Source organism: Natronolimnobius sp. AArcel1, from assembly GCF_011043775.1.
Taxonomy (GTDB): Archaea; Halobacteriota; Halobacteria; order Halobacteriales; family Natrialbaceae; genus Natronolimnobius.
In genome coordinates this window covers 30,234-43,885 of sequence record NZ_JAAKXY010000009.1, presented here as the reverse complement: position 1 = coordinate 43,885, position 13,652 = coordinate 30,234, and the positions used below count along the sequence as shown (strand labels likewise).

12 protein-coding genes are annotated in these 13,652 nt (G+C 58.2%); 4 read left to right on the top strand and 8 right to left on the bottom strand.

Translation table 11 applies throughout. The annotated features are described in order from the left end of the window. Positions 1–8: 8 nt before the first annotated feature. Positions 9–737, bottom strand: a complete 729-nt coding sequence (locus G6M89_RS21365; RefSeq protein ID WP_165163918.1) for a DICT sensory domain-containing protein — start codon at positions 735–737, stop codon at positions 9–11. Further along, complete coding sequence (locus G6M89_RS21360; RefSeq protein ID WP_165163917.1) at positions 734–1,096, bottom strand: hypothetical protein; 363 nt, start codon at positions 1,094–1,096, stop codon at positions 734–736. The genes G6M89_RS21365 and G6M89_RS21360 overlap by 4 nt, the downstream gene beginning before the upstream one ends. A 128-nt stretch (positions 1,097–1,224) precedes the next feature. Here G6M89_RS21360 and G6M89_RS21355 point away from each other — a divergent pair, with 128 nt between their 5' ends. Next, on the top strand, positions 1,225–3,051 hold the full coding sequence (locus G6M89_RS21355; RefSeq protein ID WP_165163916.1) for a phosphatidylserine/phosphatidylglycerophosphate/cardiolipin synthase family protein: 1,827 nt from the start codon (positions 1,225–1,227) through the stop codon (positions 3,049–3,051). A gap of 20 nt (positions 3,052–3,071) precedes the next feature. Here the strand turns inward: G6M89_RS21355 and G6M89_RS21350 are convergent, their stop codons facing one another. The 6 genes from G6M89_RS21350 to G6M89_RS21325 all read right to left on the bottom strand — a co-directional run bounded on the left by G6M89_RS21350 (position 3,072) and on the right by G6M89_RS21325 (position 12,096). Further along, entirely contained in the window at positions 3,072–3,500 is a 429-nt protein-coding gene (locus G6M89_RS21350; RefSeq protein ID WP_165163915.1) for a metal-dependent transcriptional regulator, read from the bottom strand. 76 nt (positions 3,501–3,576) lie between these two features. Continuing rightward, complete coding sequence (locus G6M89_RS21345; RefSeq protein WP_165163914.1) at positions 3,577–4,071, bottom strand: ferritin-like domain-containing protein; 495 nt, start codon at positions 4,069–4,071, stop codon at positions 3,577–3,579. Positions 4,072–4,181: 110 nt separating this feature from the next. Then, complete coding sequence (gene sufD, locus G6M89_RS21340) at positions 4,182–5,399, bottom strand: Fe-S cluster assembly protein SufD (RefSeq protein ID WP_165163913.1); 1,218 nt, start codon at positions 5,397–5,399, stop codon at positions 4,182–4,184. A 1-nt stretch (position 5,400) separates the two neighbouring features. Next, positions 5,401–6,831 carry a Fe-S cluster assembly protein SufB gene (sufB, locus tag G6M89_RS21335; RefSeq protein WP_165163912.1) on the bottom strand — a complete coding sequence of 477 codons (1,431 nt, stop codon included), beginning with the start codon at positions 6,829–6,831 and terminating at the stop codon, positions 5,401–5,403. Between the two features lie 61 nt (positions 6,832–6,892). After that, positions 6,893–7,801 carry an ABC transporter ATP-binding protein gene (locus G6M89_RS21330; protein WP_165163911.1) on the bottom strand — a complete coding sequence of 303 codons (909 nt, stop codon included), beginning with the start codon at positions 7,799–7,801 and terminating at the stop codon, positions 6,893–6,895. Positions 7,802–7,998: 197 nt separating this feature from the next. Next, complete coding sequence (locus G6M89_RS21325) at positions 7,999–12,096, bottom strand: DNA polymerase domain-containing protein (RefSeq protein WP_165163910.1); 4,098 nt, start codon at positions 12,094–12,096, stop codon at positions 7,999–8,001. A gap of 160 nt (positions 12,097–12,256) precedes the next feature. Between G6M89_RS21325 and G6M89_RS21320 the strand changes: the two genes are divergently transcribed. The 3 genes from G6M89_RS21320 to G6M89_RS21310 all read left to right on the top strand — a co-directional run bounded on the left by G6M89_RS21320 (position 12,257) and on the right by G6M89_RS21310 (position 13,619). Next, complete coding sequence (locus G6M89_RS21320) at positions 12,257–12,433, top strand: hypothetical protein (protein WP_165163874.1); 177 nt, start codon at positions 12,257–12,259, stop codon at positions 12,431–12,433. A 143-nt stretch (positions 12,434–12,576) separates the two neighbouring features. Next, complete coding sequence (locus G6M89_RS21315) at positions 12,577–13,125, top strand: hypothetical protein (protein ID WP_343162671.1); 549 nt, start codon at positions 12,577–12,579, stop codon at positions 13,123–13,125. Further along, a complete protein-coding gene (locus G6M89_RS21310; protein WP_165163908.1) occupies positions 13,122–13,619 on the top strand; it encodes a hypothetical protein in 498 nt (165 codons plus the stop codon). Before G6M89_RS21315 ends, G6M89_RS21310 begins: the two co-directional genes overlap by 4 nt. The last annotated feature ends 33 nt before the right edge of the window (positions 13,620–13,652 follow it).

Sequence of the window (13,652 nt, the reverse complement as noted above, 5' to 3'; positions counted from 1 at the left end):
GCGGCCAGCTACTCGCGGCAGTACGTCGACTCGAGATACGCGACGAGTTCGGCGACAATATCGGGCTCGTATGTCCAGCAGCCATAAAATGAGTCCATATCTCGTTCTTCAGCCAGCAGGGCACACTGTTGGTTGTTGTGACCACCGCCATCGAAAACCACGAACCAGAACGAGCCGAGTTCTTCGGCCGGGTCTGTTACAACGGTCACGTTCTCGAGTGAGCCACTCCACTTATCGCGTACGAAAGCGACCACCGAAAGTCCATTTCGAACACCCAATTGGTCGTAGACATCGGTTTGTGCTGTTAACGCTGGCTCGGTCTGGAAGCCGGTGTATAGCGTGCCTTCGCCAGTGCGCCACGCGCGCTCTTCGATTTCACGGGCTGCAGCCAGCATTTGTTGCCGGTCAGCGGAGCTAAAGAACGTATTCTCAAGGAAATCGAACAGATCACGGAGTTCCTCAGTTGAGCCGTCAAACTCCCACGGAGGGTGATCGTCGGGTGCAAACAACGCCTCGAATCGATCGAGGCCGACTGCGGCCAGAAAATCACCGCTTTGGTCTCGAATAACAACGAATCCGGGTCCGTCCTGTTCCGTCAGCGAGCGACGAACGACATCGACGTGTCGCGTCGAAAACTGTTGTTCGAGATCGCCAGCCGTCTCGGTGTCCGGTGTATACACCTCAAGTTGTTTCTGTTGGGCCCTGACCGAGTCGAACACCGCACGCAGGGTTTTCATTCGTCCATGTCAACTCCCAAAAACGCATAAATTGGGTCTGGAATGCCGGTTTCAGTTACGGTGTCCGCCTCGTAGTCGAAGTCGATCCAGCCGTAGCGCTCGAGTCGCGGCAACGTTGCGTGATAGAGGTGAAGCTGAATCTCATCGAACTCCTCTTTGGTCGTAATGTGATCGTCGGTGACCGCAACTGAGCCGGCGGTGACAACGGCTATTTGTTCGACCGTCGTATCCGGGCGCGAGTAGAGGGTTCTAATCGTCGTACGCACGTACGGCTGGGCGAGTAACCGCAGAACGTCGTCGATAGATTCATCGAGCGTTGCTTGCTCGAGGTCCTCGATCGATCCATACTGATTGTTCATCCGGCTAGTCGATACGTCGGGGCGGAGAGACAAGTACTCGTTGCCGGAACACGCTCGCAGCACCACCACGTCTCTCGTGTCCACTATCATCCGAGGGTTTACATACGAATGGGCGACCAGAGTGAGCGATGCGTCGATCGCTCATCTGGTGGTTACTCGCCGTCACGGCCATTACAACCGGTGCCATCGGTGCCGGCATCGCCGGTGTCGCGACACTCGAAGCCAGCGCCGAACCCAACCCAGCAGGGAGTGCCACCAACGGTGATCTCGAGGGCGAATTAGACTCCGTCGACCCAGTGTGTCCGCGGGCACAGATCGCCCACGCGGCTGAACCAGCGTTCACAGAGCAATCAATCGCAGCCGACGGTGACTCGAGCGAACCCACCGAGCCCGCCGAGCCACGAATCGTCGAACTCTACCCGAATCCGACGACACACGGCAACGTCGGCGAACACCTTGTGCTCGAGACACCACCGGAAACGACACTCGAGAACTGGACACTCACCGACGGCCACACGACCGCGAGCCTGCCGAACAAAACCGTCTCCGGTCGCGTCGCCCTCAGCATGGACCCCAACAAAACCGAGACGATGACTGACCATCGCGTGCTCGAACTCGAGGGGGCGCTCCGGCTCGCTGCCGATGGCGATACCCTCTCGCTTTCCGAAGACGGAGACACCATCGATCAGGTGTCGTACGACCGAGCGCCGCTTGCCGACCGCTGGTATCGCACCTCGAATGCTGCTGGCGAGATGAGTGGTGAATCGACCACATCCCCAGACGGGCAGTGGTGGCCACGAGATGCGACCTGCCTCCCAGCCACAAACGCCGATGTCGAGTCAGCGACGGCGTTCGTCCTTCCGGACGGACCTGACGTGGCACTCGAGACCATCCGCGAGGCAGAGCACCGACTCGTGCTTGCAGGGTACACGTTCACTTCCGAGGACGTTGTCGATGAACTCATTGCGGCCGACGAACGCGGCGTCGACGTGGCCGTTCTTCTTGAGAGCGGACCTGTCGGCGGCACCTCAGAGACGACCGAACCCCTCCTCAAGAAACTCGATCAAAGTGGTGTCGACGTCCGAGCGACCGGTGGCGAGGGCGCTCGCTATCGATTTCATCATCCGAAGTACGCCATCGCCGACGACCACATTGTCGTCATGAGCGAAAACTGGAATCCCTCGGGTGTCGGCGGCGAATCCAGTCGTGGTTGGGGTGTCACGCTCGAGGACGACGAGCTTGCAACAGCCCTCGAAACCGTCTTTGAAAGCGACTTCGAGGGCTGGGATACCGAATCGAACAACGCCTATCGATCGAACGCAACGTTCGTTGCGGACGAAAGCGACGCAAGCCAGCCGTTCCCCGCGACTCACGACCCCGCGTCTGTTGACCTCGAGTCAGCAGAACTTCTCGTTGCCCCCGATAACGCCGAGCCTCGTCTCGAGGAACTGCTTGCCGATGCTGACGAGGAGATTCTGCTCAAACAAGCCAGCCTGGATGCAGACCTCGCGCTCGTCGATACCGTGATCGAGGCGGCAAACGACGGTGTCGAGGTCAAAATCTTGCTGGACTCGATGTGGTACAACGAGGACGACAACGCTGCCGTCGCGGCCTCCCTCGAGCAGGCCGTCGATGACGACGCCTCACTTGAGGCCCGACTCGTCGAAGACACCGACCAGTTCGAGAAAATCCACGCAAAAGGCGTGATTATCGATCAGGAGGTCGCGGTGGTCGGCAGTGCCAACTGGAACGAAAACGCGTTTCAGAACAATCGCGAAGTCCTCGTTGCACTCCATGGAGAGGCTGCCGCGACGTACTACGCAACAGTCTTCGAGGCTGACTGGACTGGAGACACCTCGAGACTCCCGTTCGGGCTCTCACTGACAGTCATCGTCGCGCTGGCCATTGCTGCCATCATTGGCCACCGCTACATCCGATTCGGCGATGAGCGATAACCGACGGCGACCGAGCGCGCTTACTCCGCGTGCGTCCCGACTTCGAGCAACTTACAGCAATCGCGTTCGACATCGAAACAGTCCGGACACTCCGCTGGACGGTCGATGATCGTATCAAGTCGCTCGGCAACTGTATCGTCGATGACGCTCTCGAGTGCGCGGGCCTCGTCGCGAAACTCTTCGACCTCGAGGACGTTCGCGAGGAAGCGCTCGATGATACAGTAGGTCTGGAGGGCATCATGGGCACGCTCGAGGCCCTCGTCGGTGAGCGCCGCTCCCTTGTATTTCTCGTGTTCGACCAGTCCGCGCTCCTCGAGTTTGCCGATCATCTCGTTGACGCTGGCTGGACTCACCTCGAGAAGGTCGGCCAGTGTACCCGTCGATGCGGGGCCGTCTTCGATTCGTTGTGCGAGATAGACCGCTTTGAGATACTGATCTGCTGTATTCATCGCGTCCCTCCGGTGATAGTGTCCGTCTCGATGGCCACAGCCACTGCTCGCGCCTTGGAGTGGCCCGTCGTCCCGTTCATGCTCGTTGCTCCATGATCTGTGTGACCGCTTCGACACCCTCTCGTTCTTCTGCACGGATCTCATACAGCGTCTCGAGGACGCGCTCGCGGTCAATCGCAAAGTCGCTTTCGGAGGCTTCGATTGCCTCAATGAGGTCGTCGTAGAACTTGTAGGCCGTCTCCTCGTTTGCCAGTTGATCGTAGAGGACGCCGTCGGTGTCTTCGGGCGGGCCGTACTGAGCATCGACTAAGGCGTTGATCTCCTCGTACGGAACCGTCTCAGCGTCGAGTTCGTCGATCAATGCCTCGAGTTGCGCACGATGCTCGGCCGATTCCTCGGTGGCCTCATCGAGCAGTGCTTGTACTGCATCATCGAGGTCCGCCCGGTCCTCGGGTGGGAGCGACTCGCGATGATGGGCGGCACGTGACTCGACGACCTCCTCCAGCACGACCCCGATCTGGAGCAATCGGGCCAGCTGGTGGTCGCTCGAGACACGCTGTCCTAAACTCATATCCCGATAAGGGGCCTGGGGTCACTTAGTCGTCTCGGAGAGTGCCTCGAGTCCACTCGATAGTCGATGGCGAGATACACCGCACAAACCGAAAAATACCGACGAGGTCGTTACTCGCGCTGGCGGAGTCGAGCGCCGACCAGTTCCTCGAGGTCCTCACGGAGTTCGTCGACGGCGATCTCTTCCATGACGGGGACGAAGAAGCCTTCGACGAGCATATTGCGCGCGGCGCGCGGATCGACACCGCGGGAGGTCATGTAGAACAGGTCCTCCTGGTCGATCTGGCCGACTGTCGCGCTGTGGGATGCTTCGGTGTCGTGGTTGTTGATGATCAGTTTCGGCGAGGCGTCGGCCTCGGACTCGTCTGAGAGCATCAACGTATTTTCGCGCTGGTAGGAACTCGTGTCCCACGCACTGCGACCAACATCCTGAACACCCTCATAAACCGAGCGGGCAACGTCGTCCGTGACACCGCGGGTGACGAGGTCTGCCGTCGTGTGCTCGGCGCGGTGCCAGACTTTCGCGTCGATGTCGAAGTGCTGGTCGTTGTGGCCGTAGAACGCGCCGACGATCTGTGTTTCCGAGGAGTCGCCGTTGAGCTCCGTCGAGACGCCGGATTTCGTCAGTTGCGTTCCGAGGTTGACTTCGATCCAGTCAATTGTCGCGTACGTGTCTGCGTCGCCGCGCTTGAGCGAGAAGTTGTACGCTTCCTCAGAGAGGTTCTGGAGACTCCCGTACTGGACGTTGCTGTTCTCGCCAGCGATGACCTCAACGATACCGCTGTAGTACTGTTCGTCCTGCTCTTCGCCCGTCGATTGGCGCTCGAGAATCGTCACTGAACTCGATTCTTCAGTGACGACGAGCGTGTAATTGAACAGCGAGCGGGAGTTTTGCTCGGTTCGGATGGTGACGTCCTCGGCGTCGACGCCTTCGGGGACGTAGATGACGGTTCCGGTACTGAACAGCGCTGTTGACAGCGCCGTCAGATAGTTCTCCTGTGGGTCGACGATCGAGCCGAAGTGTTCTTTGATGAGGTCTTCGTGCTCGGCAACGGCCTCGGCCCACGGCAACACGTCGACCTCGTCTGGGCCGACCTGATCCTTGTCCTCGGCTGCGTTTAGCGGATCGACGAGCGACTCGTAGTCGAGTTCGTGAAGATTCGTCCAGTCACGACCCGGCGTCCGGATAACGTCGGGCATGTCGAGGTCTTCGAGGGCCTCGAGAGCCTCGAGACGAGTCTCGAGCAGCCACTCGGGTTCCTCGAGATCCTCGCTGATCTGGCGTACCTGTTCCTCCGTCAGATTGGCGTGTACCTGCGTCGTGCTCATATTATCCGAGGCTCCCTTCCATCTCGAGTTCGATGAGGCGGTTGAGTTCGACCGCGTACTCGATTGGCAGTTCTTCCGTGATTGGCTCGATGAAGCCAGCGACGATCATCTTCTTGGCGTCGTCGTCGTCAAGTCCGCGCGATTGGAGATAGAAGATGTCCTCGTCGCCGATCTTGCCGACGGTCGCCTCGTGGGCAACGTCGACTTTCGACTCCTCGATTTCCATGTACGGCATGGTGTCCGAGGTGGATTCGTTGTCGAACATCAGGGCGTCACACTCCACTGCAGTGGAGGAGTTCTCGGCACCGTCGGCGATGTGGACGAGGCCGCGGTAGTTGGTGCGGCCGCCGTCTTTCGAGATCGATTTCGACTCGATGGTCGAACTCGTCTCGGGCGCGTTGTGGTAGACTTTCGCGCCGGTGTCGATGTTCTGTCCCTCGCCCGCGAAGGCGATGGTGATGTGGGTGTCAGTCGCGCCGCGACCCTTGAGGATCGTACACGGATAGAGCATGGTGGCCTTCGAGCCCATCGAGCCCGAGACCCACTCCATCGTGCCGTTTGCTTCACAGATGGCGCGCTTGGTGTTCAGGTTGAACGTGTTCTTCGACCAGTTCTGGACGGTCGAGTACTGAACGTGGGCGTCTTCGTCGACGAAGACCTCGACACAGCCCGAGTGGAGGTTGTGGGCACCGTATTTCGGTGCGGAACAGCCCTCGATGTAGTGGACTTCCGAGCCTGCTTCGGCGACGATGAGCGTGTGCTCGAACTGGCCCATCCCTTCCGAGTTCATCCGGAAGTACGCCTGCACTGGCATCTCGACGGTGACGTCTTCGGGGACGTAGACGAACGACCCACCGGACCAGACAGCACCGTGGAGTGCGGCGAACTTGTTGTCGCTTGGCGGGACACAGGTCGTCATGAAGTACTCTTTGACGAGCTCTGGGTGCTCTTTGACCGCGCGGTCCATGTTCATGAAGACCACGCCCTTCTCTTCCCACTGCTCTTGCATGTTCTGATAGACGACCTCAGACTCGTACTGGGCGCCGACGCCCGAGAGGGCGTTCTTTTCGGCTTCTGGAATACCCAGTTTGTCGAACGTGTCTTTGATCTCGTCAGGCAGCTCCGTCCAATCGTCGACGCCTTCGCGCTTGTCGACATCCGGGCGGATATACGGGACGATCTCTTCGATATCGAGTTCGGTGAGGTCCGGCTGGCCAGGCCAGTCGGTCGGCATCGGCATGTTGTGGTACTGCTTGAGCGCGCGGAGGCGTCGCTCGAGCATCCAGTCTGGCTCGTCTTTGTCTTCGCTGATCAGTCGGACGACCTCTTCGGTGAGGCCCTTATCCGACTTGACGGCCGAGCGTTCTTCCTTTTTGAACTCGAACCGCGCTTCAGTGTCAGTTTCTTTGAGGTGATCTTGTTCGGAACTCATAATTTGATTGTGTATATGGTTACGGCTGTAGGGTTATTACCGTTGTTCTAGCCGAATTCGGTTACGCGGTGCCGTAGACCTCGTCGCGGACCCAATCGTATCCCTTGTCCTCGAGTTCTTCAGCGAGTTCTGGGCCGCCGCTTTTGGCGATCTGACCGTCGAGCATGACGTGGACGTGATCCGGCTCGACGTAATCAAGGATGCGCTGGTAGTGCGTAATCTGGAGGACACCGGTGCCCTGCTCGTCGCGCAGTGCGTTGATGCCGTTCGAAACGTCCTGCAGTCGGTCAATGTCGAGCCCGGAGTCGATCTCGTCGAGAACGGCGACCGACGGCTCGAGGATGGCTGCCTGCAGCACTTCGTTCTGCTTTTTCTCCCCACCGGAGAAGCCAGCGTTGAGATAGCGCTGGGCGAACTTTTCGTCCATGTCCAACTGTTCCATTTTCTCCTGAAGGATCTGCTGGAACTCGGCAACGCCGACTTCGCCGTCGTCTGCCGGACCTTCCATCGGCGAGGTCTCGAAGCCGTCGTCTTCGTCGTCTTCCTCAACACCCTCATCGTCCTCGAACAGCTCTTCGCGCTCTTCGATTTTGGCGTTGAGTGCCGTGCGCAGGAAGTTCGTCATCGTGACGCCCTCAATCTCGGCTGGGTACTGGAACGCGAGGAAAATACCGAGTGCCGCGCGCTCGTTCGGCTCGAGGTCGAGCAGGTTCCAGGTGCGCTGGTCTTCGTCGATTTCGATGTCCGCACCGAACTCGTCGTCCTCGAGGTGAACTAGTACCTCACCGTCGGTAACCTCGTAGGCCGGGTGGCCAGCGATGACCTTGGCCGTCGTCGACTTCCCGGAACCGTTTGGTCCCATCAGAGCGTGAATTTCGCCTGATTCGACCTCAAGGGAAACACCCTCGAGAATCTTCTCGTCGCCCTCCGCCACTTCTGCGTGCAGGTTGCGTAGTTCGAGACGTGCCATAGTACTCTGTCGTGTGAACGGTAGGTCGTTGGCCTGATAACGGTTTCGTATCCAATTGGATACGGTCTCACAAGAGCAAAATAAGTTTTCGAAAGCGAAAATCGAATTCGGAGCGGGAGACGATTGTATGTGTGCCCGAACGTGTTCGACAGAGCCGCACGGATGAATGTGGAACGTAATTTCGCCCCACCAAATGCTCACATGAAGTTGCCGAGGCCTGTTTGTTCCTGTCCGCTTTTCACTTCGTCCCACGAGACCCCGAGTGCCTCGAGAATGCGCTCGATTGGGCCCTTGAGCGTTTTCTCGAGCATGGTGTCGTAGTCGACTTCGAACTCGTCTGGAATCTGGTCGTCGTACTCGAAACAGATCACGTCGGGATCGCGTTTGAACGCACCATAGAGGTGATCATGCTGTGGGTTGAGCCCCTCTTCGTCCTCCATATGTCGGAAGAAGGCAGGATCGACGCGCTCGAGGTAGAGCCGTTTGGGCTTGCTCCCGCGCTGGAAGTTCGTCCCAAGCAAGAGATTCGCGTACTTCGCACCCCGAACCTGAGCCGTGTCGGTGTCGTAGTTGTCCAATCGCTTGCCGATGCCGCCGGGGATGGCAATGTTCTCGAGGCTAATATCGCCCGTTCGCACATCTTCGATGACGCCGTTGACGTACTCCTTCGTTCCCTCGATGTCGCCGTCTCTGACAACCATCTCGATGACCTTGTGCTGGACTTCCTTGGTGATCGGCGCGATGTCCGAGCGCTGGTACTCGAAGCCGACGATGTCGATGGTGTCGACGTCTTTGCCCTCCTTCCAGGTGATGTGGCCAGCGTAGCGCTTTTTCTTGCCGGCCTGGAAAAAGCGCCGGTAGAGTTTCTCGAACTCGATCTGGAAGCGGTGTTCCTCGGCGTTCAGGTCTTCGCGCGCGAAGTCGTCGTAGCGCCCGTTAATGTACTCCTCAATATCGAACGATTGCTCGAGGGCGTCGTCTTTGGGAACGTCTTGACCAAGCTCGAGCATAACCGAGTCGGTGTCGCCGTAGGCAACGGTGTAGTCCAACTCGTTCGCTGCCGTTTCGGTGAACTCGATGACGTCGCGGCCGGTCGCGGTGATTGCGGACGCTGCTTCTTTATCATATAATCGAAATTGTTCCCACCCTGACACACCATACAAAGAATTCATAATTACCTTGACAGCTCCTTGCTGGCGGTCATACTGCTCGTACTCGAGTGAGCCGGGTTCGTGCTCGTTTCGGAGTGCCTTTTTCTCCTCGCGCTCGGCGAGCAGTTCCTCGATCATCGTCCGGTTCACGCCGTCGGTCTCTTTCTGGAAGTGCGTCCCCGTGGGCGCTTCGTAGGTCTCCCCGTCGTACTCGTCGGGATCGACCTTCGTCTCCGGGCTGGCGTTGATCGTCACCATACACATCGGGTACAGTGACTTCAGGTCGAGCACCGTGACGTTCTCTTTGACGCCCGTAATCGGCTCGAAGACGGCCCCGCCCTCGTACTCCTCACCCGCCTCCTGCTGGCCCTTCGAGGGCAGTGCAAACTCGCCGTAGGCCTGATGCAGGACGTACATGTCCACCGCGTCGCCCGGGGTCGGGGCGTCCTCGAGTTTGCAGCCAACGAAAGAACGCACCTCGTCCCAGAACGGGATGATGTTCTGCTGGCGGTCGAGTTCGACACAGAGTTCGACGTCCCGAAGGTTGTACTCGAGCAGTTGCGTCGGATCGTCCTCCCAGAGGTCGCCGATATCGCCAGTGTAGCGCTCCTTCCCAACGCCGAGTTCGGACTCGCCGACAGCGTCGAGGCGATACGAATCGAGTTCGGAGAAGACCATCCGCTGATAGCCATACAGCAAGTCGAAGACAACGCGACCTTTGATGTCGGGACCGCCCCAGTTGCTGCGCCAGACCTCATCGACGCGGGAGAGGCGGTCGATCTCGAGGTTGTAATCGTGATGTGGGCCCTGAAGCTCCTCGAGTCGATCTAAGAGATATGGTGCGTCGAAATCATCGCAGTTGTGGACCAGACACCCTTCAGCGATGAAGTTGTGCGTCGTCGTTTCGATGTCGTAGGTCGTCTCAGTGCCAGTTACCGAAACGTCCGTTACCTCAACGAAGACGTACTCTTCCCACTCCTCAGAGTGTGTCTCGTGACGTTTAAGGTTAATACCGCGCCGATGTTTGTCGTTACCGATCCGCTTTGCGTCAGACCCGACATCTGCTTCGAACAACGCGTATGGGATGTTCTCGGTTTGACCACTCTTGCCGCCCTCGAATTCCGTGAGGGCGTCTTTCTTTTCGGAATGGCTCATATACGGGAGAACGCAGTCCTTCAGTCGATCGATGTCGCGTTTCGCATCGGGAATTCTAACGACGTTCTCTCGTTGCTGCGCGTAGATCCCAAGGCGCTTGAATAGCTTCACGTACCACTTACCGATCGACCGGTTCTCGGCGGCAACTGTGATCCCGCTTTGCGCAATATTTCCGTCGCCATCGATAGCACCCGCTAAGAAGCGACCGATGTATTCGGACGGCATTTCGTAAATTGTCGAGAGATCGACGGGACCGTCGTTTTTATTCCCAAACGGAACACCGAGTCCGTTAAAGGCATACATCGTCGCATAGTCCAGTACGTTCTGTTTGTAACATCCCTTTCCGTCCGGTTGTAAGTGATTTTCGCCGGGGAATTGTCGGTGGAGTTCCTCTCGAGTGTTGTAGAATCGAACGCCATCATCTGGCGACATTGATCCGTCCGTGAGGATCAGCCCGGCGTAGTAGAGTTCGTCAGGTGTAATTTTTCGTTCGAGATCAACACCTGTTCCCCGATATTCGACGCCACCGTCTGGAACGGGAACGTCGTACTGGCTCGCTGCACCTCGACAGCGTTTCGGCGTCCAGACGGTCGTGTGAGGATGGTGTAACGTTCCGGTCGAGACATCGAATTCGTCGGCCAACTCGGTGACAGCACCGTATGGGAGATCCGTCTTGAATTCGGAGACCGTCTGTTTGTCAGCGTACCGTTGGTTCTCTATTGGAATGAGTTCCGAAAGGGTGGGAACAACCGTCTTTTCGACGGAGAGTCTCCGCGGCTTGAGTACGTAATCTCCAGATTCGATTTCGCTTCCCCCCTTCCAGTCTACAGCATCGTCGCCCCCAACCATTATGCGATGCTCGGCTGACGATCGGAGGGAAGTACCATCAGCTAACGTGAATTCGAGAATCTCCTTCTCACTTTCCCACTTGTTCGTTACTTCTGCGATGCTCGATTGCTGTGATTCAGACCCAACTACTGTATCACCGATTTCGATATCCTGTATCTCTTTCTCGGTCCCGTCCGCCATGAGAACGTCACTATCTGCTGGAAGACAGTTCCAACCAGTGATAACATCTGGATCTGCTTCATTTTGATCAGCGATATAGTCGACGAATGCCTCGAGCATGGCTTCTTCTGCGTCGAAGGCGCGAACCTCGTGCTCAATTGCGCCCTCGATTGGCTCGTAGTCAGTGATTTCGGCAGGGATCTCACCGTCGCCCTTCTCAGCCGCACAGACCCACATGACGTACTCGTCGCGGTAGGAGTCGTGGCTGGTCAGACAGACAATCGGCTCCTCGCCGTCTTCGGGGAAGCCGTGGCGGTCCTCGACCTCGATATCGAACGTCAGGACGCGCGGGTCGGCGTCCACGTCGACGGACTCAACTTCGGTGTGGGGAACGACGAGCGAGTCGTCGTCAGCGCGTCGTTCCGGGACGCGAATACCGCTTTGGACGTCTTTGTCGATCAAAAACCGGTTCGGGAACAGGATATCGGCTTCGTAGTGCTCGAAGTCATCACGAATCTGCCCGACGTCGCGAGGCGTCTGGCCGAAAATCTTCGTGAGGTCCTCGCCACGGATACTCTCGTAGGGGTCGCCGTTCGCATCTTCCGTTTCGCTGTCGGTTAGGCGGTCGTACTCCTCTTCGGGCGGGCGCTCGAGGGTCTCCGTCGGCGCATAGAAATAGGGCCGAAAGCCAACGATTTGGACGTGCTCGAGTTCGTTCTCGGCGGTGCGCCCGAACACGTGCATGATCGGTCGTTCCTCATCGCCGTAGCCCGCGATGGTGTAATCGACCTGCATCACGGCGAGTTCGAGTTCGCCCGTGGGTTCCGGAAGCGTTTCCTCAAGTACGTCGATGACTTCCACAGCGCTCGAGGCGCCGTTGCCGGCGACGTGCATCGCTTCCTCGTCCGGCCGGTCGTGTGCGTCCCCGTCCTCGGCCGTGTCGCCGAACTCTGAAAGTCCACTCTGGCCCGCCTCAGTCATGATATCGCAGTTGGAAACGGCTGGATAAAAACCCCTGCAATCCGTGTTCGAGTCGGCGTAGGCCTGCCCCAGCAGTAGTCCCACCCAGAGCCCGCCAACCTTGCGGGAGCAACAAGACATATAATGTGGTAACACATACCATAGCGATAGGTGATCGACGTTGTCCACCCGTATATCTGATGACACGGCGGACGGGCGTGAACCGAGTAGTGAACCCGAAGGCGTCGAAACGATCGAATCCTATGAGATTGACGATGGTGTGGTCTTCTATGACGCGGAAAACCCCCTTGCCTGGGTCGAAACATCCCAGACGCTAACGCTCGAGGACGTTATCTAACGACCGACGTACTCGAGTTAAGCGAGATACCGATCGCAGCACGGTTTTGCGATCGGCACTGCTATCTCACCCGAGAGCACCTCGCACACCTCGCGTCATGGCGAACGCGAATCCTTTTCTTGGCGCTCTCCGAGAGAACTACTGTGAGCCGTGATCGGTCCGACGATGGCGCTCGAGAGTCCGAGACAGCCGACGGAACGGACGACGACATCGGGCCGTCGATTCCGAAAGTACAGACGGAAGATGCCGGGTCCGGGCTCTTTGCGGATCTTAAATCAGATAATGAACTCGATACGCTCGACATTCCAGGCGTTATCGAGGGGGAATCCACCGAACCGGAGACTGACGTTACAACAAAATTCGAAGATGTCGACTTCTCGGAAGTTTCCGATGATCTCCTCGAGACGTTCGTCGCGCTCGTGCTCATCATCAACGCTGCCGTGTTGGCGGTATCGCTTGGCGCGCTCTTTCTCATCTTCGAGGGGGCGACCGATTATGGCGTCCCGTTGCTGTTGATCGGTGTCGTGCTGTTCGGCTTTGGCTTCCGACGATACAGGAACTATAAGCACTCGCACGAGCAGGCAGATGACGAGGTCGACGCAGCGACGACGGCCACCCCAGATGACACTGGCGAAAAGCCTTCAAGCGAGGTCCCCGAACAAGGGGTACCGGACGAACCAGACTCACCATGAAAACCGTCCAGGACGATACGGGAAAGCGGTATCTCTTGCTCAAACAGTCTACACAGGCCAGCCTCGTTCGCGACCCAGAAACTGGAAACGAGTGTTACGTCCAGAACGACCGCCTCGAGTCGGTCAACGAAAGCGCATTCGAAACCATCGCCCAGACAATCTCGCCAGCCGTTCGCACGCTCGTGACGAACGTCCACGATGAGACATCGCTGGGATTGCTCCTCGAACTCGACGCCCGCGGTCCGCTGTCAGTCCGCGCGCTCTTAGAGGCCGATACGTGCTGTGAGAGCGACTTACACGGTCGGTTGACCGTCCTCTCGTCGGCCGATCTTATTGCCGAAACTGAGATCGGCGGCGAGCGTGGCTATCGACTCACAGATGAGTGTCAGACAGCGCTCGACACAATTCGAGCCGCCGAGGACGATCGCGGGGCCACTGACGACGACTCGCTCACGGCGACCATCGCGAACACACACCCAGTACAGGACGGATAACAGACGACGGTTTTCAGTGCACGCTGCGTGCGA